Genomic DNA, 24,636 nt, shown 5'->3' on the forward strand with positions numbered 1-24,636 from the left:
TTTGAAGCCTGCATGCCTTTTTGATATGAGTGCGGAGTGGATCTTCTGGCACACCTGGAGGCGTATGTGGCGACGGCCGAGGAGGCGAGCTTCTCCCGGGCGGCCGACCGGCTCGGCATCGCCCAGCCGTTGCTCAGCCGTCGCGTCAAGACGCTGGAGGAGCACTTCGGCGGCCCGCTGTTCGACCGGTCCCGGCGGCAGACCGGAACCACCGAACTGGGAGTGCTGCTGCTCCCCTACGCCCGGGACGTGCTGGACCGGGCCCAGCGGCTGCGGCAGGTCGCCCGCGCGGCCCGGCACTCGCGGGTATGCGCCGTCGGCGTCCCCGCGGACTGCGCCCCGGCCGCACTGGCCCGCGCCCTCCGCGCCGGAAGCGAGCAGGGGATCACCCTCGGCATGCGCGAACTCCCGCCGCCGGAACGGGCGTCGGGCCTGACCGACGGATCGCTCGGGTACGCGCTGGTGCGCACCGCTCCGGAACAGGCCGCGTTCCGCGTGCCGCTGGGCCTGGCGTCCGCGCCGGTGCCGGACGGCGCGGTGGCGCGGCGCACGCTCCACCTGGAGGAGCTGCGGCCCCGCCGCGGCCGTGCTGCCGGGCCTGCCGCCGTCCCGCCGCTGTTGCTGCTGACGGAGGATCAAGTGCCTTACTTTCAAGACCGGTTGACGCGCGCCGCCGCGCGCGCCGGGCTGCCCGAGGCACGGCTCCGGCCGGCCGGAGCCGCGGCCACCGCGCTCGCCGAGACCCTGGCCGGGCACGCGCTGCTGCTGTGTACCGAACCGTTCGCCCGGCAGCACGGCGCCCACTGGACACCGCTCGCCGACCGCGCGCTGCACCGGGGCTACGACGTGTGCGCCGCCCCGGGCCGCGACGGCTCCGCGGACGTACCGCACTGGCTGGCCGCGCTGCTCGGCTCGGCGGTGGGCGCCGTACCCGACCGGGGCGGACCGGAGCCGGGGACCGGACACCTGGACGGTCCCGCGCGGCTGGCGGCCCGCGGATGAGCGCGGCGGCCCACCACCCGGTGTACACCGGCGGCGACGGCGCCCTGCTGGACGTCGCCGAGGCGATCGCGGCGGACTGGGCGGCCCTGGGCGTGCGCGGCTCCTTCCTCGCCCGCGACCTCGACACCGGCGAGCAGCTCGGCTTCGACACGGACGAACCGGTGCCGCTCGCGTCGGTGGCGAAGGTCCCGCTCGCCCTGGTCGTACTGGACCGGATCGCCGTCGGGGAGCTGGACCCGGCGCGCCCGGTGACGGTGGACCCCGGCACCAGCAGTGTCGGCCCCACCGGGCTCGCCGCCTTCCGGCATCCGGCCACCGTGGCCGTCGGCGACCTCCTCCTGCTGATGCTCTCGGTGAGCGACAACGCCGCCGCGGACGCGCTGTTCAACCTGGTGCCGGCGGCGGAGGCGGACGCGCGGCTGCGTGCCTGGGGATGCGACGGAATCCGGCTGCGGCACCGGATGAACCATCTGTACGAGTGCGCGGCCGGTGCCGCCGGCAACGACTTCTCCCTCGCGCTGGAGCTGGCCGTCCGGGACGAGGGGACGGGCCGGCACACCATTGAGACCCTGGACCCGGCGCACGCCAACGCGGGCACGGCCGCGGCCCTGGTCGGCCTGCTCCAGCGGGTGTGGCGCGACGAGATCGCCTCTCCCCGGGCGACGGCCGAGCTGCGCCGGCTGATGGGTCACCAGGTCTTCACCCACCGGCTGGCGAGCGACCTGCGCGCGGACACGCTGCGGTGGAGCGGCAAGACCGGTACGTTCCTGCATCTGCGGCACGAGATAGGGGTCGTCGAGGCGGACTCCGGGGAGCGGGTGGCGATGGCGGCGCTCACCCGCGGCAACCGCCGCGCGGGGCTGGCGCCGGACATCGACCTGGCCATCGGTGCGGCGGCGCGGGAGGCGTTCGAGGCGCTGCGGGGCTAGTTGGTGCCAGCGCCGTCCGGTGGCTCAGGGCAGCAGGCGCTGTTCCTTCGCCACCGCCACCGCGCCCGCCCGGGTGTCCACGCCGAGTTTGTCGTAGATGCGGCGCAGATGCGTCTTGACGGTGGCCTCGCTGATGTAGAGGGCGCGGGCGATGGCGTGGTTGGACAGGCCGCGGGAGAGGTGGGCGAGGATGTCGCGTTCCCGGGGGGTGAGGGTGGGGCGCGGGTTGCGCAGCCGGGACATCACGCGGTCGGCGACCGGGGGCGAGAGCGCCGGGCGGCCCTGGGCGGCGGCGTGGATCGCCGTGAACAGGTCCTCGGCGCGCTCGGCCTTCAGCAGATAGCCGGTGGCACCCGCCTCGACGGCGCGCGTGACGTCGGCGTCGGTGTCGTAGGTGGTGAGGACCAGGACGTGCGGGGCGGGCGGCTCGGCGCGCAGCCGGCGGGTGGTCTCGACGCCGTCGATGCCCTCGCCCAGTTGCAGGTCCATCAGCACGACGTCCGGGGCGGTCCTGCGGGCGAGCGCGAGCGCCTCCTCGCCGCTGCCCGCCTCGCCGACGACCTCGATGTCCGGAGCGCTGTGCAGCAGTGCCAGCAGTCCGGCGCGTACGACGGCGTGGTCGTCGCAGACGAGGATGCGCACCGGTGTCCGGGTGGCCTGCGCGGGGGTGTGGGTCATCTCGGCTCCAAGGGGATCGCCGCCGACAGCGCGGTGCCCTCGCCCGGTGCCGACTCGATGGTGAGGGTGCCGCCGAGCTGGCGCAGGCGGGCGCGGATGGCGGGCAGGCCGTGCCCGCGCCCCTCCGCGGCCGGCCCGGAGCCGAAGGCGGCGGGAGTGCGCGGGTCGAAGCCGCGGCCGTCGTCGGTGACGTCCAGCATGATCTGGTCGTCCAGGCAGGTCAGGGTGAGGGTGGCGGTGCGGGCCGCCGCGTGTTCGCGGACGTTGGCGAGGGCGCCCTGCGCGATGCGCAGCAGGGCGGACTCCACCGGCGCGGGCAGCGGCTCGGGCGGGCTGCCCTCGGTGTGGACGCGGACGGTGAGTTCCGGTGTCGTCTCGCGCTCGGCCACGGCGCGCAGGGCGCGGAGCAGGCCGCCGCCCTCGGCCAGGTCGGCCGGGGCCAGGTCGTGGACGAAGCGGCGGGCCTCGGCGAGGCTGCGCTCGGCGATGTCCGCCGCCGTGCGGACGTGGTCGCGGGCCGTGCCGGGGGCGGTGTCCCACAGCCGGTCGGCCGCCTGGAGCAGCATGCGCTGGCTGGACAGGCCCTGCGCGAGGGTGTCGTGGATCTCCCGGGCGAGCCGTTCGCGCTCGGCGAGGGTGCCCTCGCGGCGCTCGGTGGCGGCCAGCTCGCGCCGGGTGCGGACCAGGTCGTCGATCAGGACGTCCTGGCGGGCCGCCTGGCGCTGCATGACGACGAACACGGTGGTGGCGACGGCGGCCACCGCGGGCGGGGCCAGCAGCACGTTCGGGTCCGGCCAGCCCGCCAGGCCGAGCTGGGCGGCCACCGCGAGCGCGGTCAGCAGCGCCACCAACAAGATCGCGGCGCGCGGCGGGAGCGTGCGCAGCCCGGTGTAGAAGAGCGGGACCGCGCACCAGGCGAAGCTCGGGGCCAGCACGACGAGCAGCGCCCAGGCCGCCACGACCAGGCCGAGCCAGGTCAGCCGGCGGGGCGTGGGACGGGTGCCGAGGGCCGGGCCGAGGACGTAGAGCACGGCGAGCAGCGCGGACAGGACGATCACCCAGGGGGTATGCGGTCCCTCGGCGTGCCGGACCAGGTAGCGGACGACGGACGCGGACAGCAGCACGAAGAACGCCGTGTGCATGACGACGGTGAGGGCCCGGGTGTCGTCGCGCTCGGGTACGCCCACTCCCGGCACCTCCCTCGGATCCGCGCTGAACTGGGCAAACACCCTCCATTGTGCCCAGGTGCGGAGGCCGCGGGGTCATCCGATCGGATGACCCCGCGGGCAACCGGTCCACCGACGCGGCGCGGCCCCGTCCGGCACCAGGATCGGTTCCGGAAGGCGATCCCGCCGTCCACCCGAGGCCCGACCGGAAGGTTCCCCAGCATGCCCAGTCGCAAGAAGCCGTCCTCCCGTACCCGCGTCCTGGTGGGCGGCGCCGCCCTGGCCGTCGTCGGGGCCGGTGCCGTCGGCACGGTGGCCGCCAACGCGGCCGGCTCCGCCGACGCCACGCCCGCAGCCGCGCCCGTGGCGGCCCGGGGCGGCGAGCTGACCCAGAGCAGGCACCTGAGTGTGGACGCGGCGGCCAAGGCGGCGCGTGCCGCGCTGGAGGCGGCCGAGAAGGACGGCCGGCAGGTGTCCGTGGCCGTCGTCGACCGCAACGGCAACACCGTGGTCACCCTGCGCGGGGACGGCGCCGGCCCGCAGTCGTACGAGTCCGCGCAGCGCAAGGCGTACACCGCGGTCTCCTGGAACGCGCCGACCTCGAAGCTGGCCGAGCGGCTGGCGCAGGCGCCGAACCTGAAGGACATCCCGGGCACGCTGTTCCTCGCGGGCGGCACCCCGGTCACCGCCCAGGGCGCGCCGGTGGCGGGCATCGGCGTGGCGGGCGCGCCGTCGGGCGACCTGGACGAGCGGTACGCGCAGGCGGGCGCGGCGGCCCTCGGCCGCTGACACCGGACACCGAGCGGCGAAACGAGACGTCCGGGCCCGCCCCGAAGGGCGGACCCGGACGCGCTGTTCAGCCGGCCGGAGCGGGCGGATCGGTCAGACGAGGTCGAACCGGTCCGCGTTCATGACCTTGTTCCACGCGGCGACGAAGTCCTTCACGAACTTCTCCTTCGCGTCGTCACTGGCGTACACCTCGGCGAGGGCGCGCAGCTCGGAGTTGGAGCCGAAGACGAGGTCGGCGCGGCTGCCGGCCCACTTCACCTCGCCGGTGCTCGCGTCCCGGCCCTCGAAGGTGGTCTGGTCCTCGGACGTCGCCTTCCACTGGATGCCCATGTCGAGCAGGTTGACGAAGAAGTCGTTGGTGAGGACGCCGGGCGTCTTGGTGAGGACGCCGAGCTGCGACTGCTGGTAGGTGGCGCCGAGGACGCGCAGACCGCCGACGAGCGCGGTCGTCTCGGGCGCGCTCAGGCTCAGCAGGTTGGCGCGGTCGAGCAGCAGGTACTCGGCGGGCAGGCGGTTGCCCTTGCCGAGGTAGTTGCGGAAGCCGTCCGCGGCCGGCTCCAGCGCCTCGAAGGACTCGGCGTCGGTGTGCTCCTCGCCGGCGTCCACGCGGCCCGGGGTGAAGGGCACCTCGATCGCGAAGCCGCCCTCCTTGGCGGCCTTCTCCACGGCGGCGGCACCGCCGAGGACGATGAGGTCGGCCAGCGAGACCTTCTTGGCGCCGGAGGAGGCGTTGAAGTCCCGCTGGATGCCTTCCAGGGTGCGCAGCACCTGGGCCAGCTGGTCGGGCTCGTTGACCTCCCAGCCGCGCTGCGGGGCGAGGCGGATGCGGGCGCCGTTGGCGCCGCCGCGCTTGTCGCTGGCGCGGAACGTGGACGCGGACGCCCACGCGGTGGTGACCAGCTGGGACACGGACAGCCCCGAGTCGAGCAGCTTGGTCTTCAGGGCGGCGATGTCGGCGTCGTCGATCAGCTCGCCCTCGCGCTCCGGCAGCGGGTCCTGCCAGAGCAGCGTCTCCTGCGGGACCTCGGGGCCGAGGTACAGGGACTTGGGGCCCATGTCGCGGTGGGTCAGCTTGTACCAGGCGCGGGCGAAGGCGTCCGCGAATTCCTCCGGGTTCTCGTAGAACCGGCGGGAGATCGGCTCGTAGACCGGGTCGAAGCGCAGCGCCAGGTCGGTGGTGAGCATCCGCGGGCGGTGCTTCTTCTCCGGGTCGTGCGCGTCGGGCACGATCTCCGGGGCGTCCTTGGCCACCCACTGGTGGGCACCGGCCGGGCTCTGCTCCAGCTCGTAGTCGTACTCGAAGAGGTTCTTGAAGAACCCGTTGCTCCACTGGGTCGGGGTGCTGGTCCAGGTGACCTCCAGGCCGGAGGTGATGGCGTCCGCGCCCTTGCCGGTGCCGTAGGTGCTGCGCCAGCCGAGGCCCGCCTCCTCCAGGCCGGCGGCCTCCGGGTCGGCGCCGACGTGGTCGGCGGGGCCGGCGCCGTGGGTCTTGCCGAAGGTGTGGCCGCCGGCGATCAGCGCGACGGTCTCCTCGTCGTTCATCGCCATGCGGCGGAACGTCTCACGGATGTCGCGGGCCGCGGCGACCGGGTCCGGGTTGCCGTTCGGGCCCTCGGGGTTGACGTAGATCAGGCCCATCTGGACGGCGCCGAGCGGGTTCTCCAGCTCACGGTCGCCGGTGTAGCGCTTGTCGTCCAGCCAGGTGGTCTCGGGACCCCAGTAGACGTCCTCCTCCGGCTCCCAGACGTCCTCGCGGCCGCCGCCGAAGCCGAAGGTCTTGAAGCCCATCGTCTCCAGCGCGACGTTGCCGGTGAGGATCAGCAGGTCGGCCCAGGAGATGCTCTGGCCGTATTTCTTCTTGACCGGCCACAGCAGCCGGCGGGCCTTGTCCAGGTTGCCGTTGTCCGGCCAGCTGTTGAGCGGGGCGAAGCGCTGCTGGCCGGCGCCGGCGCCGCCGCGGCCGTCGCTGATGCGGTAGGTGCCCGCGCTGTGCCAGGCCATACGGATCATCAGCGGGCCGTAGTTGCCGAAGTCGGCGGGCCACCAGTCCTGCGACGTGGTGAGCACCTCGGCGATGTCCCGCTTCACGGCCGCGAGGTCCAGGGCCTTGAAGGCCTCCGCGTAGTCGAAGTCCTCGTCGAGCGGGTTGGCCACGGCGGGGTTCTTGGCGAGGATCTTCACATTGAGCCGCTCCGGCCACCACTGGCGGTTTCCGCCGCCCTGGGTCGGGTGCAGGGCCCGGTCGTGCGCGACGGGGCAGCCGCCGCTCTCCTCCGACTTCGCGTCTGTGACGATCGCGTCGTGGTTCTCGGTCATGGCAATCCTTCCGAACTGTGCGGAACTCGGTGCTCAGGAACTGCGGCCGGTGGAACAGTCGGGGCACAGGCCCCAGTACACGACCTCGGCCTCGTCGATGGCGAAGCCCCGGTCGTCCAAGGCGGTCAGGCAGGGCGCGTCGCCGACGGCACAGTCGACGTCGGCGACGGCTCCGCAGGACCGGCACACGATGTGGTGGTGGTTGTCCCCCACGCGTCCCTCGTACCGGGCCGGGTGGCCGGCCGGCTCGATACGGCGCACCAGGTCCGCCGCGGTCAGCGCGTGCAGGGCCTCGTAGACGGCTTGCAGGGAGATGTGGCCTACACGATCGCGGACACCGGAGGCGATCGCCTCGACGCCGAGGTGGTCACCGTCCCGGACGGTCTCCAGCAGCGCGACGCGAGCTGCCGTCACGCGCAGGCCGGCACCGCGGAGTTCCTCGGCGGTGGTCGGTCTCGGGGAGGCGGACATGCGCTGAACCTACCGTCATAAACACGAGAGGTTCAAGAAAACGAAGGATGCAATTCTGGCCTCGTCCGGGCGACGAACGGCCGTCCGCGAGGCCCTGTTCACACCGGTTTCGCACGGGTCGCGCGCGGGCCCGCACCATCGGCTCCCGGACCCGGCCGTCGAGAGGGACGCCGGTGGTCCTCTGCGCCGCCTGGTGCCCTCACCCGCCGCGGCGGCCCGGGCCCGGCCGGCGTGCGGACCACAGCCGGTGTCGTCACCCGGGCGGGCGCGCCCGGTGCGCCGTCCGTGGGATCGGCCGTGCCGCGTCGTTCGGCAGCGGTGTGAAGTTCGGCGAGCGGCGTGAGGGACCGGGGCCGGACGGGCAACGTACCCCTTCATGCCCCACGCGATTCTCCTGCGGCAGGTGATGCGATGACCACGGCGACGCCCCGGGCGCTCCGGATGCCGCCCGCCCGGACCGGCGCGACGGCCGCCGGGCCCCCCGCACCGGCCGTCCCGTCCTCCCTGCCGTCCCTCACCGGGCTGCGCTGGATGGCGGCGCTGCTGGTGTTCGGGCTGCACGTGCACAACTTCGGCTGGTTCGGCGGCACGGGCGGCCGCCTGATGTCCTGGGGCTTCGGCGCCGGGGCCACCGGAGTGTCGTTCTTCTTCGTCCTGTCGGGATTCGTGCTGACCTGGTCGGCGCGGCCCCGCGACCGCGCGCTCGCCTTCTGGCGGCGGCGTATCGCGCGGGTGTACCCGGTGCACCTGGTCACTCTCGTCGTCGCGCTGGTCATGGCGTGCGCGCTGACGCACCGGGCGCTGCCGACGCCGGAGCAGGCCCTGGCGAACGCGCTGCTGCTGCACTCGTGGTGGCAGCCGTGGTGGCAGACGCTGAACCCGGTGAGCTGGTCCCTGGCCTGCGAGGCGTTCTTCTACGCCGCCTTCCCGGCCCTGATCCTGCTGCTGCGCCGGCTCGGGGCGCGCGGCGCGACCGCGCTCGGCGGGCTGTCGGTGGCCGTGGTCCTGCTGCTGGCCTGGACGGACGCCCACCACTGGTGGACGCACCCGGTCTACTCGTTCCCCGCCGCGCGGCTGCCCGAGTTCGTGCTCGGCGCGGTCACCGCGCGGCTGGTGCTGCTGGGCCGCTGGCGCGGACCGGGGCTGGAGGCGTCGCTCGCGCTGGCCGTCATCGGCTACTTCCTGGTCCCGCAGGTCACTGCCGGCTACTCGGCCACCGCGTGCACCCTCGCCGGGTTCGCGCTGCTCATCCCGGCGGCGGCCGTAGCGGACCTGCGCGGGCTGCCGTCGCTGTGGCGCGGCGCGCGGATGGTGCGGCTCGGCGAGCTGTCGTTCGCCTTCTACATGGTCCACCTGCTGGTACTGCGCGCCGCGACGACGCTGCTGGGCACGAAGCCGCGGTTCGGCGTCCTGGCGGGGCTGACGGCCGGCGCGGCCGCGTTCGCGGTCTCGCTCGGCCTGTCCTGGGTGCTGTACGAGGCGGTGGAGCGCCCGGCCCGGCGCCTGCTGCTGCGCCGCCGCCGGCCCGGCCCGCGGCGGGACCCGGTACCGGCCCGCCGGGAGGCCCCGGCACCGGCGCGCGACTGACGGACCCACCGTTTCCAGCCGGAACCGGAGGCTTTTTTCGGCCATTCCTCCGTCCTCCTCCGGCCGCCGCACCCCGTGCCGCCCGCGCCTTCCGCCGCAGGGCCCGGTCGCACGCGCGGGTGACGTAGGCGACTTCGAGGAGAGGTCCGCGGGTTTCGGGGTAAGCGCCTGACCGACACCGGTCCGGCGGCGCGCACCGACGGACCGGCCGCAGCCGAACGCACCGAAGGAGCCGAGCCGACGTACGCGGACCACGGACCGGGGCACCGCCCCGGCCGCCCACCCGTCCCGCCGGGCCCCTCGTCCACGACCTGGGCAGCGGTGGTCCGGCGGCGGTGCCGGGAGCGGTTTGGCCCGGCCGGACACCGGTCGCTACGGTGGACGGTCGGCAATGATCGGCTCGCCGGAGCCGGCCGACCGGCGCACCTTTGCGTGCGAGAGGAGAGGATGACAGTGCCCGAGCAGGACCCGGCCGTATCGGCAGCCCGGATGGTGAGTTCCTTCCTGGAACAGCGCAAAGAGCAGATCGCCCAGCGCTGGGCCGACACGCCTCTGTTCCGCTCGGTCTTCACCGTCTCCCGTGACGAGGCGGTCGAGGCGTGCACGGCGGTGGTGGACGCGCTGTCCGAGGTGGCCGCCGGCGGACGGCTGGAGGACATCGGGGCGCCCGGCTTCACACCGGTGCGCGACCAGTTGGGGCGGATGACGCAGAACCGGGCCCGTTCCGGTTACGCCCCGTCCCAGATCGCCGACGAGGTGGCCGCGCTGCGGCTGCCCGTGATGGAGCTGCTGCGCGAGGAGTTCGCCGACCCCGCCGCCCCGCAGGCCCAGGAGTGCGTGCTGGCGCTGACCCTGCTGCTGGGCACGCTGCGGCTGGTGGTGATGGAGACGGCGCTGGACGCGAACACGGAGCTGATCGAGCGGCAGCGGCAGCAGCTGCTCGAAGTGGCCACGCCGGTGATCAAGCTGTGGGAGGGCACGGTCGCCGTGCCGCTGATCGGCACCCTGGACAGCGCGCGCAGCCAGGTCGTGATGGAGTCGCTGCTGGAGGCGATCGTCGACCAGCGGGCCCGGTACGCCATCCTGGACATCACCGGGGTGCCGACGGTGGACTCGCTGGTGGCGCAGCACCTGATGAAGACGGTGGCCGCGGCCCGGCTGATGGGCGCCGAGTGCATCGTCTCCGGGATCCGCCCGGCCATCGCGCAGACCATCGTGCAGCTCGGCATCGACCTGGGGTCGGTCCTCACCCGGTCCTCGCTGGCCGATGCGCTCGCCTATGCGCTCGGCCGGCAGGGGATCGAGGTGTCCCGGGCGCACGCGGATGCGAGTGCCCGGTGAACCAGCCCTTTCCCGCTCAGCCCTCCTCCGTCCCGGTGCTCGCCCTCGGCGACGTGCTGCTGGTCTCCCTGCAGGGCGAGCTGCACGACGGCATGGCCGAACAGCTGCAACAGGACATCACCGAGCGCATCGCCTCGGACCGGGTCACCGGAGTGGTGATCGACATCTCCGGAGTGGACATCGTCGACTCCTTCCTCGGCCGGGTGCTCGCGGAGATCGCCTCCACGGCCCGGCTGCTGGCGGCCCGTACGGTCCTGGCGGGGATGCGGCCCGCCGTGGCGATCACCCTGGTCGAGCTGGGGCTCACGCTTCCCGGGCTGGTGACCGCGCTGGACGTCGACCGTGCCATGGAACTGCTCTCCCAGAGGGGGAGCTGATGCAGCGGTCCGGCCGGGTGTCCGCGAAGAGCCTGCCCATCGGCTCGGACGCGGACCTGGCCTGGGTGCGGCAGCACGTGCGGCAGTGCGCGGCGGAGCTGGGCTTCGGCCTGGTGCAGCAGACGAAGCTGGTCACGGCGGCGAGCGAGCTGGCCCGCAACACGCTGGTGCACGGCGGTGGCGGACGGGTGGAGATCACGCCGCTGGACAACGGGCGGGCCCGGGGTCTGCGGATGTGTTTCATCGACGACGGTCCGGGCATCCGCGACCTGGAACTGGCCATGACCGACGGGTACACCTCCGGCGGCGGCCTCGGGTTGGGACTGAGCGGAGCGAAGCGGCTGGTGCACGAGTTCAGCGTGGACACCGAGCCGGGCCGGGGCACGGCCGTCACGGCCGTGGCCTGGGTGACCCAGGTGCCCGGGTCCCGTCCGGGGGTGCGATGAGCCGGGTGTGGGAAATCCCGGTGCACGACTCCACCCGGGTGCGGGACGCCCGGCTGGCGGCCCGGGAGGCGTGCGACGACTCGGGCCTGGCCTCCTCGCGGACGGCGGCGGCGGAGCTGGTCGCCACCGAGCTGGCGACCAATCTGCTCAAGCACGCCGGCGGCGGCCACATGGTGGTCAACCTGGTCGATCCGCCGGCCGGCGGCCCGGGAGCGTCGGTCCAGCTGTACGCGCTCGACCACGGGCCGGGCATCCCCGACGTGGACGCCGCGCAGCGCGACGGCTACTCCACCGCCGACGGCTCGCTCGGCGCGGGGCTCGGCAGCTGCCGGCGCAGCGCCAACGCCTTCCAGCTGTACAGCAGGCCCGGCCGGGGCACGGTGGCGGCGGCCCGGATCGACCCGGAGCCCCGCAAGCGCGGTGCCGCCCCGGCACCACTGCCCGCGGGCGGGATCACGGTCTCCCTCGGTGAGGCCGGACAGTGCGGTGACGCCTGGGCCTGGGTGCGCGCCGGGAGGCTGCTGACGCTGCTGCTCGCGGACGGTCTCGGGCACGGTCCGAAGGCCGCGCACGCCTCCGCCACGGCGGTGGAGGAGCTGCGCCGCGCCGGGCATCTGCCGCCCGCGGACATCCTGCGCCGGCTGCACACGGCGCTGCGGCCCACCCGGGGCGCCGCGGTCTCGGTGGCCCAGGTGGACACGGAACGGGCGGAACTCAGCTTCGCCGGCGTCGGCAACGTCGCCGCCCGGGTGCGCGGCGAAAAGGCCTGGACGTCCCTGGTGTCCCATCCGGGCATCGTCGGTGCCTACTTCCCGGCACGCGTCCCGGTGCGCCGGCTGCCGTGGCGCCCGGACAGCCTGCTCGTACTGCACAGCGACGGTCTGCCCAGCCGGTGGACCCCGCCGGAGGACCCCGCCTTGCTCGCCCGCGACCCGTCGGTGGTGGCCGCGGCGATCCTGCGCGACGCGGGCAGCCCCGCCCGTCCCGCCCGCGACGACACCAGCGTGGCCGTCCTGGCCCCCGACCGCGGAACCTCCACCCCATGACCGCCGCCCACGACACCTGGCCCATCGCCTCCGCCGCCGACGCGGCCCGCGCCCGCGCCCGGCTGGCGCGCCTCGCCGCGGACGCCGGGGTGGCCGCGCTCGACCGGGCCCGCTTCCTCAGCGCGCTCGGCATCCGGCTGCGGCACGCCCTGGACGCGGGCGGCGCGGAACTGACCGTGACCGCCGCGGCGGACGGCCGGCTGGACGTGGCACTGGGCGGCCCGGAGCCCTGGCGGCACACGCTCGACTGCCCCGCCGGGGTGACCGCCGCGCCCCGCCCGGACGACGGCTCGCTCACCGAGGCGCTGCTCGGCGCCGACGAGGACACCGCCGCCGTGCTGACGAGCCTCGCCGAGACGGAGGAGCTGCTGCGGCTGCACCGCGAGGAGCTGCACCAGACCAACCAGGGCGTGCTGGCGCTGCACGCCGAGCTGGAGGCGGCGGCGCTGGCGCAGCGCGAGCTGCTGGACGCCGAGCGGGCGGCCCGCGCCGAGGCGGAGAACGCCCGCCGGCTGCTGACCTTCCTGGCCAACGCGAGCGCGGTGCTGCACGCCTCCCTGGAGCACGAGGACATCCTGCGCCGGCTGCCCGAGCTGCTGGTCCCGGAGTACGCCCGGCACGTCGACGTGTGGCTGGTGGACGACGAGCGGACCCCGCCGGGCGAGCGGGCGGCGGCCGCGGTGACGGCGGCGCGCACCGGCCGCCCGCAGCACGCGGGCCCGCACCCCGGCGAGCTGCCGGGCGTGGACGACCTGCCGGCCTCGGCCCTCTCCCCCGACCGGCCGTTGCTGTGCCTGCCGCTGGGCGCGCGCACGGTGCAGGGGGTGCTGACGCTGGCCGCGCCGGGCGACCGCTTCGACCCGGATACCACCGTGATGCTGCTGGAGCTGGCCCGGCGGGCGGGCATCGCGCTGGACAACGCCCGCCAGTACGAGCAGCACCGCGATGTCGCCGAGGCCCTGCAACGGGCCCAGCTGACCGAGCTGCCCGCCGTCCCGGGCCTGGATCTGGCGGCCCGCTATCTTCCGGCGACGCACGGCCTGAACATCGGCGGCGACTGGTACGACGCGTTCTCGCAGCCGGACGGCAGTGTGCTGGCGGTGATAGGCGACGTCACGGGGCACGGGCTGCGCGCGGCGGTCATCATGGGCCAGTTGCGTACCGCGCTGCGCGCCTACGCCGTCGAGGGCAACGGCCCGGCGCGGATCCTCACCCTGCTGCACCGGATGCTGCGCCACCAGCAGCCCGAGCTGTACGCGACCTGTGCCATCGCCCGGTTCACGCCCGGTCGGCCGGAGGTGGTGTGGGCCGCCGCGGGACATCCGCCGGCCGTGGCCCGCGGGCCCCGGGGCGAGGTGCGGGTGCTGGAGGAGAAGCCCGGGATCATGCTGGGGGTTCCGCTGCCGTACGAGTACGAGGAGCACACCGTCGAGCTGTCGGCCGGGTCCGTCCTCGCGCTGTACACCGACGGTCTGGTGGAGCGGCGGTCCGCCGGGATCGACGCGGGCATCGACCGGCTCGCCCGGACCATGCAGACGCTCCGCGCCCGGGAACTGGCGGATCTGGACGCGGCGGCCGACGGGCTGCTCGAGCCGATGCTGCGCGACTCCGAACACGACGACGACATATGCCTGTTGCTGTGCCGCACCACGTGTGCGTGAACGGCCGTGCGCCGGCCCTCGGTCGCGGGGGCCGGCGCACGGCGGGCGTCACTTGTTGGCGCAGGCGTTGCCGAAGGCAGGGTTCAACAGTCCGATGATGTTGATGCTGTTGCCGCACACATTGGCCTGGACGTTGATCGGCACCTGGATGACGTTGCCGGACAGGACGCCGGGGCTGTTCGCGGCGACGCCGACGGTCGTCGGGCCGCCGCCGTCGGAGGCGACGGCGGTGGCCGTGCCGGCCAGGGCAAGGGCTGCTGTGATGACGGTCGTGGTGGCCAAGCTGCGAAGACGCATGTTCTGCCTCACTGGTTGAACGTCGGGACGCTTCCATCTCACCCGTGGCGCGCGCCGTCCGCCTCCGCTGGTGCGCCGTTCGGGCAGCCCCTGCCCGGACATTCCCTCGTCCGGCCGGTCAGGCGGCGGACGGGAAGCGTTCCCAGACCCGGTGCGCGCCGAGCAGCCGGGTGATCTCCTGGAGCACGCCGGTGGCGGTGTCCCCGGCGATCACACCGGGCGCGTCCAGCGGGATGCCGGCCGCCTCCAGGGCCGCCTCGCCGCCCTTGGCCGCGCCGATGGCCTTGCCGTGCCGGAACGCCTCGCCCAGCAGCAGCCCCACCCGGGGGTCGGGGGTGGTGGGACCGGCGGTGGGCTGGCCGGCCTTGGCGTCGCGGGCGCCGTAGGCGTCGGCGCCCACGCCGGGGGTGCCCGCCACCAGCACCGCGTCGAACTCCACGGAGCGCGCGGTGGCGTAGGTCCGCTGGACGGTCAGGGCGCCGTCGCCGTCGCCGAGGGTGCCGCCGACCGGGGCGACGACCAGCGGGACCATGCCGCCGTCGAGGATCGCCTGGCGTACGGCCCGTACGCCGTCGAGGTCGCCGTCGGGACCGGTGAGGATGCCGATGATCCGGCCGTCGGTGGGCCAGGTGTGCCCGATCTGGGAGAGGGCCGGGCTGGGCCGGACGTCGGCGAGGGGCACGGTGGGCTCGGGCGCGGGCAGGCCGAGGCCGGCCGCGACGCCCGCGCACAGCTCCGGGTCGATGTTGGCCAGGACCTGCAACGCCCGTTCCCGGATGGCCACTTCGTAGCACTTGCCCAGCTCGAAGGTGTAGGCGCCGATGATGTGCTCGCGCTCCGGCGGGCTCATGCTCAGCCAGAACCGGCGCGGCTGGCTGAAGTGGTCGCCGAACGACTCGGGTGCCTCGCGGACCTTGGTCGCCTCGGGGACGCGTACGGGCGTTTCGATGTACGCGCCGAGGTCGGCGCCCGCGGTGAACGGGCATCCGCCGTCCAGAGAGTTGGGCCGGTAGGGTGCCACGCCGCGGTGGACGGCCGACTGGTGGAAGCCGTCGCGGTGCATGTCGTTGACGGGCGCGTGCGGCCGGTTGATCGGGATCTGCGAGAAGTTCGGGCCGGCCAGGCGGGTGATCTGGGTGTCCAGGTAGGAGAAGAGCCGGCCCGCGAGGAGCGGGTCGTCGGTGATGTCGATGCCGGGGACGAGGTGGCCGACGTGGAAGGCGACCTGCTCGGTCTCGGCGAAGAAGTTCGACGGGTTGCGGTCGAGGGTGAGCAGCCCGATCGGCTGCACGGGGGCCAGTTCCTCGGGGACGATGTTGGTCGGGTCCAGCAGGTCGATGCCCTCGAAGGTCTGATCGGGGGTGTCGGGGAAGGTCTGGATGCCGAACTCCCACTGCGGATAGGCGCCCGCCTCGATGGCGTCGGCGAGGTCCCGGCGGTGGAAGTCGGGGTCGACGCCGTTGATGATCTGGGCCTCCTCCCACACCAGGGAGTGCACGCCCAGCTTCGGCTTCCAGTGGAACTTCACCAGCGTGGTCTCGCCGGCGGCGTTGACCAGGCGGAAGGTGTGGACGCCGAAGCCCTCCATCGTGCGGTACGAGCGCGGGATGCCCCGGTCGGACATGTTCCACAGGGTGTGGTGGGCGGCCTCGGTGTGCAGGGTGACGAAGTCCCAGAAGGTGTCGTGGGCGCTCTGCGCCTGCGGGATCTCCCGGTCGGGGTGCGGCTTGCCGGCGTGGATGACGTCCGGGAACTTGATGGCGTCCTGGATGAAGAAGACCGGCATGTTGTTGCCGACGAGGTCGAAGACGCCCTCGCTGGTGTAGAACTTGGTCGCGAAGCCCCGGGTGTCGCGGACGGTGTCGGAGGAGCCCCGGGAGCCGAGCACGGTGGAGAAGCGGACGAACACCGGTGTCTCGATGTCCTCGGCGAGGAACGCCGCCTTCGTCACGTTCGCCGCGGTGCCGTAGCTGCGGAACACCCCGTGCGCCCCGGCGCCGCGGGCGTGGACCACGCGCTCGGGGATGCGCTCGTGGTCGAAGTGCATGACCTTCTCCCGCAGGTGGTGGTCCTGCAGCAGCACCGGGCCGCGCGGCCCGGCCTTGAGGGAGTGGTCGGTGTCGTGCAGCCGGGTGCCCTGGGCGGTGGTCAGATAGCTGCCGCTCTGTGCCATCCGTGCCTGGTCGGCGCCGGTCGGCTGGCCGGTCGGGGAGACGGTGTCGGGGCCGGTCTGGTCGGGCTTGGGCGGGAACGGCTCGTGGGGGCTGGTCGGCTCGGCGACCGGCGGGGACTGCGGTCCCGGCTTGCCCGGAATGCCGTCCTCGGGGCCCTTGGCTCCGCCCTGGAGGGCGTCCGCCACCTTGTCGGCGGCTCGCTTCAGGGGGTTCGTCTCGCTCATCTGTGGCAATTCCTTCGCTGGTCACGGGGGCGGGCCCGGCACGGACGAGCGGGGTCCGATGCGCGGAGGCCGCGCCGGGGGCGTACGGCCGGCACCTTGGCCTGCGTCGGGTGGGTCCCGGGTGGCGGGGCCGACGGCGGCCTCGTACCGGGGTCCCCGGGCCGGGGCGTCCGAAACCGGGAACTCGGGGAGTTCCCGGTCGGGGTGAAGTCGGGCCGTCTCCTACTCGAGTTGCCGGGAGGGCAGGCCCGCCGGACGCGCTGGTCCGGCCCGGGAACCGCCGGCCGGGCCACCACCTCCTGCCGCGCACGTCCGACATCGGCAGGCCGGCTTCTCGACCCGGGCGCGGGCCGCCGGTATCCGGCCGCCCGCATCCGCCACCCTAGGCGCTGACCCGGCGGGGCGCAGTTCGGAAGGCGCGCGGCACCGGCCGGTCAGGTACGGGCGACGACGCGCAGGGTTTCCAGGGAGGAGTCCGTCGCGTCCGGCACGAGGAAGCCGTGGGCGATGCCGCTGCGCAGATAGTCGACGATCTCCTCGGTGATGACCTCGCCGGGGGCCACGACCGGCACGCCCGGCGGGTAGGGGCTGAGCATCTCGGCGGCGATCCGGCCCACGGCCCGTTCCGCGGGCACCTGTTCGGCGGGGCCGAAGAAGGCGTCCCGGGGCAGGATCGCCTGTTCCGGTTCCAGGGTGTGCGGCTCGGGCAGGCGCACGGCCGGGCGCCGCTCGATGGTGTCCGCGCGCTCCACCAGGGAACGCACGGATTCCACCAGCAGTTTCTCGGTCTGCTCGTCGTCTGAATGGGTGATGGAGGCGGTGATCCGGCAGGTGTCCGAGCCGCCCATGTCGACGTGGCAGTTCGCGCGCAGCCACTCGGTCGCCTGCATGCCGCTGATGCCGAGGTCCCGTACGTCGACGACGATCTTCAGCGGGTCGAACTCGGCGGCCAGCCCCTGTTCGATGATCTCGCCGCCCATCACCCGCAGTCCGGGCAGCTCCCGCAGCTCGGCCCGGACGCGCTCGGCGCGGTGCACGGCCGCGTCCAGCAGGTCGTGCCCCTGCTCGACCATCTGCCGCCGCCAGCCGTCGAGGGCGGCGTAGACCAGGCAGGAGGCGCTGGTGGTGCCGAGCAGGTCCTCGCGCTGCTTGAGCACGGCAGGTGAGATCCGGTCGCCCTGGAGGTGGAAGACCGAACTCTGCTCGATGGCGCCGCCCATCTTGTGGACGCTGGTGACGACGAGGTCGGCGTCCGCGTCCATGCCCCAGACGGGCAGGCCCGGGTGGAAGGGCAGATGGGCGCCCCACGCCTCGTCCACGATGAGCGGGACGTCGGCGGCGTGGCAGACGTCGGCGACCGCGCGCACGTCGGCGCAGGTTCCCCAGTCGGTGGGAGTGATCAGCAGCATGCCCTTGGCGTCCGGGTGTTCGCGCAGCCGGTCGCGGACGTCGTCGGCCTCCGGCGGATGGGCCATGTGCCGTTCGCCGTCGAACTTCGGGTGCACCCAGACGGGCTCCACACCGTTGATGATCACGGCGGCGATGACCGACTTGTGGGCGTTGCGGGACAGCAGCAGCTTCTCTCCCGGCCCGGCGACGGCGAGCATCGCGGTCTTGACCGACAGGGAGCTGCCGCAGGTGGAGAAGAACGCCTGGTCGGCGCCGACCGCGTCGGCCATCAGCTCCTGCGCCTGCTCCAGCACGCCCTGGGACTGGCGGCGGTCGTCCAGCCCGTTGAGGGTGAGGACGTCCGAACGGAACACGTCCAGCCCGAGGATCTCGGCCACCCGCGGATCGGTCCCCCGGCCCTGCTTGTGCCCGGGAGGCCCGAACACCACGTCCCCTCGTCGCCGGAACTCCTGCAGAGCCTCCAGCACGGGTACGCGGGAGTGGTCCATGGCTGCCTCCTGAACTGGTCGGTTCCGCACCCACCGTGTTGCACCGCGGGAGCGGCCCAAACCCGGCCGCCCGGTGTCGGGGGCCGTCCGGGTGGAACCCGGCCCGGCACGGAGCACACCGCCGCACCGAGGAGGGCTCGTGTCGCTGTACCACCGGATCGGGGAAGAGGTCGCACGGCGCGCCGACGCGCTGTGGTCCGTGGCGTCGACGCTGCACGCGGACCCGGAGACCGCGTTCGACGAGCACCGGGCGGCGGCGCTGCTCACCGGCGAGCTGGAGGGCGCGGGCTTCGAGGTGCGGCGCGAGGCGGCGGGACTGCCGACGGCGTTCACGGCCCGCTCGGGCCGGGGAGGACCGGTGGTGGCCTTCCCGCTGGAGTACGACGCGCTGCCCGGCCTCGGCCACGCCTGCGGCCACAACCTGATCGCGGCGGCCGGACTCGGTGCGGCCCTGGTCCTGAACGCCGTGTGGGACAACGCCCCGGGCACGGTCCTCGCGGTGGGCACGCCGGCCGAGGAGGGCGGTGGCGGCAAGGCGCTGGAGGTGGAGGCGGGCGTCTTCGACGGGGTGGACGCGGCTCTGATGTTCCACCCCGGGGTGTACGACTGGGTGCGGGCCCCGCTGACCGCGCAGGAGCAGTACCGGGTCGCCTTCCGGGGCCGGGCCGCGCATCCGACGGGCAATCCGACCGAGGGCATCGACGCGCTGGCGGCGCTGATCGAGCTGTTCAACGTCCTGTCGGTGATCGGCCGGCGGCTGCCGGAGGGTTCGCACGTGCAGGGCATCATCACGCACGGCGGCACGGCCACGAACATCGTCCCGGAGTACGCCGAGGGGCGGTTCGGGCTGCGGGCGCTGACGACGGCCGCCCTGGACGAACTGGCGGAGCGGCTGGCCACGGCCGCCGAGGGGGTGGCCCGGGCGACCGGCACGGCCGTGACCGTGGAACGGGCCAGCGTGCGCTACGAGCACTTCCGGGACAGTTCACCGCTGTCCGAACGGTTCGCCGGACACCTGGACCGGGCCGGCATCGCCCTCGCCCCGCCCGCTCCCGGCGTCTATCTGGGCTCCTCCGACATCGGCAACGTCAGCGGCCGGGTGCCCGCCATCCACCCCTTCGTCGCGATCATGGACGCCGGGGGTTCGGACCACACGCCGGAGTTCGCCGAGGCCGCGGCCTCGCAGCGGGCGCGCCGGGTGCTCCTCGCCGTGGTGGAGGCGCTGGCCTGCACGGCGGCGGACGTCCTGGGCGACGCCGGCCTGCGCGGCCGGGCCCGGGAGGAACTGCGCCAGGCCGAGGGGTGAGGCCTGGCGCGTCCGGCGGGCGGGCCGCAGGGGTCCTACGGGAAGGACGTCACCTTCGACGGGACGGTGTCGGTGCCCGAGGTGGGGGCGCCGGTGCTGTTGACGACGTGGGCGTACTGGCCCTTGCCGCCGAGGGAGATCACCAGCAGGTCGTGCATCTTGATCCCCGGGCCGACGGGCACCTGGAAGCCGTGGGTCTGGACGATCGACGGATCGGCCGTGAAGTTGCAGTAGCTGCCCAGGCCCCAGGCCTCGTGGGTGGTGACGGAGTCGGCGACCTTGTAGGCCGCGTAGCCGACGATGCCGTCGTGGGTGACGGCGGCGGCGTTCGGGACGTCGTACGCCTTCTCGTTCTGGAAGAAGATCGTCCGGCCGCGTTCTCCGGTCCAGTAGACGTCGTACTTGTTGAAGTGCTCCACGAACAGGCCGGTGACCAGGACGTCGTCGCCGTTGACGCGCAGGCCGTAGTCGGCGCGGTTGGTGTCCCAGCCGACGCCGCTGCCGTGGTCGGCGCGCCAGATCCAGGTGTGGTCGACGATGACGTCGTCGCTGTCGACGACGACGGAGTTGGTGGCGAGGCCGGGTCCGGCGCCGCCGACGCGGATGAACACGTCCTGCATGGTGGTCGGGTTCGCGGAGTGGTCGGCGCTCGCTCCGGGGGTGCCGATGCGCAGCAGCGTGTCGGAGTTGACCGGGCCCGCGTCGATGAGGAATCCGGCGAGGCGTACGCCGTCGACGTCGGCGACGTGCATGGCGTCGATGCCGTTGTCCGGGATCAGGGTGGCCAGGCCCAGGCCGAGGACGACGGTGTCGGGACGGGTGACGTCGAGGGTCTGGTCGAGGTGGTAGACGCCGGGGGTGAACAGGAGGTTGAGGCCCTGGGCGAGGGCCGCGTTGATGGTGGCGGCGGTGGCGCCGGGCTTGACGACGTAGAACCGGTCGAGCGGCAGCGAGGTGCCGGCGTTCGCGGGCCAGGAAACGCCCCGGGCGGCGGTGCGCTTGGCGGGGACGAACACCTTGTAGGAGGAGCCGTCCAGGTAGAGGAAGGGCTTCTCGCGGGAGACCGGGGTGGTGTCCAGGGTGGTGTAGGGGCCGCTGTCGAAGTTGGTGGCCGGGGCGCCCTGGACGCCGGAGAAGGTCATGTTCCACACGCCGTTGGTCCAGCCGCCGACCGAGCTGTCGCGGGTGTACCACTGCTGCTGGGAGTACGGGCCCACGGTGCCGTCGACCTTGGAGTCGGCGATGTAGCCGCCGGAGGCCCAGCCGTAGCCGTTGGGCGCGAGGTTGAGGCCGCCCTTGACGTGGATCCGGCGGAAGGGCGCGGCCTGGGCGACCGCCCAGCGGTCGGTGCCGTTGGACGGGGTGATCGCGAGGTTCTCCGCCGAGCGCCAGAAGTTCTGCGTGGCGTTGCCGTTGAACCAGCCGGCGTCGACCGTGACATCACCGTTGATCTGGGTGTCGTCGGGGTTGAGGCCGAGGCCGGAGATCGAGGTGTAGAAGCCGAGCTGGGCGTTGATGCCGTTGTAGGTGCCGGGCTTGAGCAGGAACTGGTAGCGGCCGGTGCCGAACTGGGCGGATTCCTGCCGGGCGAAGACGTCGTCGAACTTCTGCTGGAGGTTCGGCGTGGAGGGGTCGACGACGATGACGTTCGGGCCGAGGTCGCCGCCGCCCTGGACCGGCGGTACGCCGCTGGTGCCGGTGTGCACGGCGACCTCCCACAGGGAGTAGCCGTAGCCGGTGCCGCGCGCGGTGCCGTAGACCCGCACGTACCGGCCGGAGCCGCTGACGTCGTAGGAGGCCGTGCCCCCGGTCGCGCCGGTGACGGACTTGAGGGTGCTCCAGTTCTGGCCGTCGGCGGAGGCCTGGATCCGGAAGTCCTTGCCGTAGGCGGCCTCCCAGTTCAGGTCGACCTTGCACAGGTCCTTGACGGCCCCGAGGTCGACCTGGAGCCACTGCGGGTCGGCGGCCTGGCTGGACCAGCGGGTGGCGGTGTCACCGTCGAAGGCGGCGGAGGCGGGGGTGCCGGCGTTCTCGGTGGAGGAGGCGGTGGCGGGCCGGCCCTTGGCCGCGTCGGCGCTGTCGCAGCCGCTCTGGCCGGCGTCCGTGCTGCCGAACACCTGGAACTCCCAGAGGGAGTAGCCGTACTGGGTGGCCCGGTGCACGCCGAGCATCCGGACGTAGCGGCCCCGGCCGGAGACGTCGAGGGCGTCGGCGCCTCCGTCGGAGCCGGTGACGGACTTCAGGTCGGTCCAGGTCGTGCCGTCCCCGGAGATCTGGACCTTGTAGTCCTTGCCGTAGGCGGCCTCCCAGTCGAGTTCCACCCGGGTGACCGAGGCGGTGGCGCCCAGGTCGACCTGGAGCCACTGGGCGTCGCCGGCGGCCGAGGACCACCGGGTGCCGGTGTCGCCGTCGACGGCCTTGCCGGCCGCGGTGCCGGCGTTCTCCTCGGACGACGCGGTGGCCGTCCTCCCCTGGGACAGGGGTGTTTCGGCCGCGGTGGCCGCGGGGTGGGTGGCGGGCAGGGCGATCAGCGCGGCCGTTGCGGCCAGCGCGAGACCCAGTGGTCTCCATCTCATACGGCGGCTCCAGACATGGCGGGATCGACTCGCCGATCCCACGGCTTAGTTCAGGTTTTGATTTAAGTGATGAACCAAGCGGTTCACAAGCCTTCGGACACCACGTCCTTGCGGAGCCGCTCCGCCGCCCCGCCGCGCGCCAGGGCCTGTCAGACGGGAATGGCCAGACAGGTCCTAGGCCCGGGGCGGGGTGAACGTCAGGGTCTGTTCGGTGGCGGTGCGGCCGTCGCCGAGGGAGCCGGCGGCGGCGGTCCAGGTGCGTGGCGCGACGGTCTCGGCGAGCCGGCCCGCGGTCGCGGACAGGCCGAGGACGAGCCCGCTGTAGCGGTTGACCAGACGGTGGGTGCCGGGCGCGGCGGAGTTCGCGATCACGAACCACTGCTGTCCGACGGCCGGTCCGCCGGCCGGGGCGGCGGTCACCGTGGGCCGTGCTCCCCAGGCCCGGCCAGCCGTCCGCGCGGAGTCGACGCCCAGCAGCCGGCCGGTCGCCGCGTTGGCGATGGTGAAGGCGCCGTCTCCGGTCGGCGTGAAGGACCACGCCTCGCGGGCGGCGCCGGTGGGCCGGGCGAGGGAGGTGACGGCGGAGCCGCCGGACTCCTGGGCGAGGAGCCGGCCGGTGCCGGCGGATATGCGGTACCGGCGGCCGGGGTCCACCGGCGAAGCGGCCGGGACGGCGGGGTCCACGGTGACGTCGACGTACTCGCCGGAGGAGCCGTGGGAGCAGCCGAAGGAGCAGTAGGCGCGGAAGGTCCGGCCGAGGACGGCGGAGCCGGTGCGGCTCGCGGGGTCGAGGAACCAGCGGTACCAGGAGGCGGTGGTGTAGTCACCGGTGTCCCCGATGAGCCGCCACTTCTGGGTGGCGAGATCGTCGGTGGCGTACAGGTACTGCGGTGCGCCGCCGCTCTGGTCGACGGCCTGCGGAGTGCCGATGTACCGGCCGAGGTGGGCGTCGTAGGCGATGTTCATCGCGAACAGCGGGGAGGTCGGGGGCATCTTGCCGGCCGCGATCTGCTCGGCGGCGGTGCCGGTAGCGGCCGGGTCGTACTCGTCGCCGGCCGGAGTGTGGCCGGTGGGGTGTTCCGCGTCGACGGGAACGAGGTTGCTCTCCCGGCCGCCGGTGCCGGGCTCGGACCAGGCGCCGTCGTACCACTTGCGCCAGGAGCCGGGGGCCATCTTCGCGGCGATCGGGGCGCGGGCCGCATGCGCGTAGAACGCCTTCCAGCCGCCGTTCTTGTCGACGATCCGCGAGCCGTAGAAGACGTAGAAGTACCCGGAGGCGGTGTCGGCGAACAGGCGCTGGTCCCCGTCGCCGTAGGAGTACGTCTCGTGCGGGAAGGCCGCGGTGTCGCCGCGCCGGGTGCTGTACGGCGAGGTGAGCACATGGTCCTTGACGGTCCAGGTGCGGCCCCGGTCGGTGGAGACGGCGTAGTCGACGGCGTCGTAGTGCAGGCCGTCGCCGAAGGGACGCGGGGTGAACTCGTTGTGCACCAGGCCGTACCAGTCGCCGGTGTCGGGGTCGATCCACATCCCGGACAGGTCGCAGTAGTTCTTCCGCGCGTAGCCGGAGCCGCTCGGCGCGAACGTCGCCTCCCGCCCGGTGGGGCTGTTGTCGCAGCGCCAGGTGGTGTCGTCGTTGCGGTCGGCGGGGTTGGCCGGGTCGGCGGCCTCGCCGAGGGTCCGGTCGAAGACGGCGGTGTCGAAGTCCTTGCCGGTGTAGAAGTCCCAGACCCGGGGGTCGTCGGCGCCGTAGAGCGCGGCGGACTGCTGGTAGTGGAAGGTGCCGTCGCGGTCGGTGAACGGGGTGGCGGGGGTGTCGGTGGGGTGCGGGAAGGGTACCGGGGTGCCCACGGTCACGGTGTGGCGGGCGTCGGCGGGAGACGCGGTGCCGCTGCCCAGGACCAGGGCGGCGACGGCGGCGACGGCGCCGCCCGCTCGGATCAACAGTCGCACGGTAGCTCCTGGTTGGCTGAGGTCCGGATCCACGGAACGATCCGGCCCCGGCGCCGCTCCGGCAATGGACTCCCGTCGTCCGCCTCTTGCACTTTCGCGCGCCGGCGGCCGTGTCCACGCGTCCGGCGCGGGCGGGACGGCGGACAGCGGGGCGGCCCAGGCGAGTCGGCGCACGAGGCGCTCGCCGGGTCCGGCCGCGCGTGCCGTCACGGTGCCCGCGGTGTCGTGGCACAGGGCGCCGCTGAACGTGATGTCGCGCCCGGCCCGCGGCCGGCGGCGGCGTTCGTACGCCGCGCACGCGGCGAAGGGCCGGGCGGCCTCCGAAGCCATCGAGGCGCCGCGTCCGGTCGCCGGGGAGGCGGCGTGCGCCGCGTCACCGACGAGCGGGACCCGACCGGTGTG

Annotated in this window: 19 protein-coding genes; 10 read left to right on the forward strand and 9 right to left on the reverse strand. The window is 73.8% G+C overall.

Annotated elements, in window-relative coordinates; all coding sequences use genetic code 11:
• The first annotated feature begins 36 nt into the window (after window positions 1-36).
• Both SCK26_RS03870 and SCK26_RS03875 read left to right on the forward strand, forming a co-directional pair.
• Window positions 37-1,002, forward strand: a complete 966-nt coding sequence (locus SCK26_RS03870) for a LysR family transcriptional regulator (protein WP_318199829.1) — start codon at window positions 37-39, stop codon at window positions 1,000-1,002.
• Complete coding sequence (locus SCK26_RS03875) at window positions 999-1,931, forward strand: serine hydrolase (protein ID WP_318199830.1); 933 nt, start codon at window positions 999-1,001, stop codon at window positions 1,929-1,931. The genes SCK26_RS03870 and SCK26_RS03875 overlap by 4 nt, the downstream gene beginning before the upstream one ends.
• A 24-nt stretch (window positions 1,932-1,955) precedes the next feature.
• On the opposite strand, the gene SCK26_RS03880 is transcribed toward SCK26_RS03875, so the two are convergent.
• Entirely contained in the window at window positions 1,956-2,609 is a 654-nt protein-coding gene (locus tag SCK26_RS03880) for a response regulator transcription factor (protein WP_318199831.1), read from the reverse strand.
• Complete coding sequence (locus tag SCK26_RS03885; protein ID WP_412080702.1) at window positions 2,606-3,805, reverse strand: sensor histidine kinase; 1,200 nt, start codon at window positions 3,803-3,805, stop codon at window positions 2,606-2,608. Before SCK26_RS03885 ends, SCK26_RS03880 begins: the two co-directional genes overlap by 4 nt.
• A 192-nt stretch (window positions 3,806-3,997) precedes the next feature.
• Between SCK26_RS03885 and SCK26_RS03890 the strand changes: the two genes are divergently transcribed.
• Window positions 3,998-4,564 carry a heme-binding protein gene (locus tag SCK26_RS03890; RefSeq protein WP_318199832.1) on the forward strand — a complete coding sequence of 189 codons (567 nt, stop codon included), beginning with the start codon at window positions 3,998-4,000 and terminating at the stop codon, window positions 4,562-4,564.
• Window positions 4,565-4,657: 93 nt separating this feature from the next.
• Here the strand turns inward: SCK26_RS03890 and katG are convergent, their stop codons facing one another.
• Both katG and SCK26_RS03900 read right to left on the reverse strand, forming a co-directional pair.
• The gene (katG, locus tag SCK26_RS03895) at window positions 4,658-6,880 is read right to left on the reverse strand and encodes a catalase/peroxidase HPI (RefSeq protein ID WP_318199833.1); all 2,223 of its coding nucleotides are present in this window, start codon (window positions 6,878-6,880) and stop codon (window positions 4,658-4,660) included.
• 33 nt (window positions 6,881-6,913) lie between these two features.
• Entirely contained in the window at window positions 6,914-7,351 is a 438-nt protein-coding gene (locus tag SCK26_RS03900; protein WP_318199834.1) for a Fur family transcriptional regulator, read from the reverse strand.
• A 411-nt stretch (window positions 7,352-7,762) separates the two neighbouring features.
• On the opposite strand from SCK26_RS03900, the gene SCK26_RS03905 reads away from it, so the two are divergent.
• The 6 genes from SCK26_RS03905 to SCK26_RS03930 all read left to right on the forward strand — a co-directional run bounded on the left by SCK26_RS03905 (window position 7,763) and on the right by SCK26_RS03930 (window position 13,809).
• On the forward strand, window positions 7,763-8,938 hold the full coding sequence (locus SCK26_RS03905) for an acyltransferase (RefSeq protein WP_318199835.1): 1,176 nt from the start codon (window positions 7,763-7,765) through the stop codon (window positions 8,936-8,938).
• A gap of 447 nt (window positions 8,939-9,385) precedes the next feature.
• Window positions 9,386-10,279 (forward strand): STAS domain-containing protein, encoded by an 894-nt coding sequence (locus SCK26_RS03910; protein WP_318199836.1) that lies wholly within the window; start codon window positions 9,386-9,388, stop codon window positions 10,277-10,279.
• Complete coding sequence (locus SCK26_RS03915; protein WP_318199837.1) at window positions 10,276-10,656, forward strand: STAS domain-containing protein; 381 nt, start codon at window positions 10,276-10,278, stop codon at window positions 10,654-10,656. The genes SCK26_RS03910 and SCK26_RS03915 overlap by 4 nt, the downstream gene beginning before the upstream one ends.
• Window positions 10,656-11,102: an anti-sigma regulatory factor gene (locus SCK26_RS03920; RefSeq protein WP_318199838.1), complete on the forward strand. Its 447-nt coding sequence runs from the start codon at window positions 10,656-10,658 to the stop codon at window positions 11,100-11,102. The genes SCK26_RS03915 and SCK26_RS03920 overlap by 1 nt, the downstream gene beginning before the upstream one ends.
• Window positions 11,099-12,148 (forward strand): ATP-binding SpoIIE family protein phosphatase, encoded by a 1,050-nt coding sequence (locus SCK26_RS03925; RefSeq protein ID WP_318199839.1) that lies wholly within the window; start codon window positions 11,099-11,101, stop codon window positions 12,146-12,148. Before SCK26_RS03920 ends, SCK26_RS03925 begins: the two co-directional genes overlap by 4 nt.
• Window positions 12,145-13,809: a SpoIIE family protein phosphatase gene (locus SCK26_RS03930; protein WP_318199840.1), complete on the forward strand. Its 1,665-nt coding sequence runs from the start codon at window positions 12,145-12,147 to the stop codon at window positions 13,807-13,809. Before SCK26_RS03925 ends, SCK26_RS03930 begins: the two co-directional genes overlap by 4 nt.
• Window positions 13,810-13,857: 48 nt before the next feature.
• Here the strand turns inward: SCK26_RS03930 and SCK26_RS03935 are convergent, their stop codons facing one another.
• The 3 genes from SCK26_RS03935 to SCK26_RS03945 form a co-directional block, all read right to left on the reverse strand.
• Window positions 13,858-14,106 (reverse strand): chaplin, encoded by a 249-nt coding sequence (locus tag SCK26_RS03935; RefSeq protein ID WP_318199841.1) that lies wholly within the window; start codon window positions 14,104-14,106, stop codon window positions 13,858-13,860.
• Between the two features lie 118 nt (window positions 14,107-14,224).
• On the reverse strand, window positions 14,225-16,504 hold the full coding sequence (locus tag SCK26_RS03940; protein ID WP_318199842.1) for a catalase: 2,280 nt from the start codon (window positions 16,502-16,504) through the stop codon (window positions 14,225-14,227).
• 434 nt (window positions 16,505-16,938) lie between these two features.
• Complete coding sequence (locus tag SCK26_RS03945; RefSeq protein ID WP_318199843.1) at window positions 16,939-18,402, reverse strand: aminotransferase class I/II-fold pyridoxal phosphate-dependent enzyme; 1,464 nt, start codon at window positions 18,400-18,402, stop codon at window positions 16,939-16,941.
• A 139-nt stretch (window positions 18,403-18,541) separates the two neighbouring features.
• Between SCK26_RS03945 and SCK26_RS03950 the strand changes: the two genes are divergently transcribed.
• The gene (locus SCK26_RS03950; RefSeq protein ID WP_318199844.1) at window positions 18,542-19,708 is read left to right on the forward strand and encodes an amidohydrolase; all 1,167 of its coding nucleotides are present in this window, start codon (window positions 18,542-18,544) and stop codon (window positions 19,706-19,708) included.
• A gap of 35 nt (window positions 19,709-19,743) precedes the next feature.
• Here SCK26_RS03950 and SCK26_RS03955 read toward each other — a convergent pair whose 3' ends face one another.
• Window positions 19,744-22,284: a discoidin domain-containing protein gene (locus SCK26_RS03955; RefSeq protein ID WP_318199845.1), complete on the reverse strand. Its 2,541-nt coding sequence runs from the start codon at window positions 22,282-22,284 to the stop codon at window positions 19,744-19,746.
• A 174-nt stretch (window positions 22,285-22,458) separates the two neighbouring features.
• The gene (locus tag SCK26_RS03960; RefSeq protein ID WP_318199846.1) at window positions 22,459-24,234 is read right to left on the reverse strand and encodes an RICIN domain-containing protein; all 1,776 of its coding nucleotides are present in this window, start codon (window positions 24,232-24,234) and stop codon (window positions 22,459-22,461) included.
• Window positions 24,235-24,636: the final 402 nt, after the last annotated feature.

Origin of the sequence: Streptomyces sp. SCL15-4, from assembly GCF_033366695.1 — a bacterium.
GTDB lineage: Bacteria > Actinomycetota > Actinomycetes > Streptomycetales > Streptomycetaceae > Streptomyces.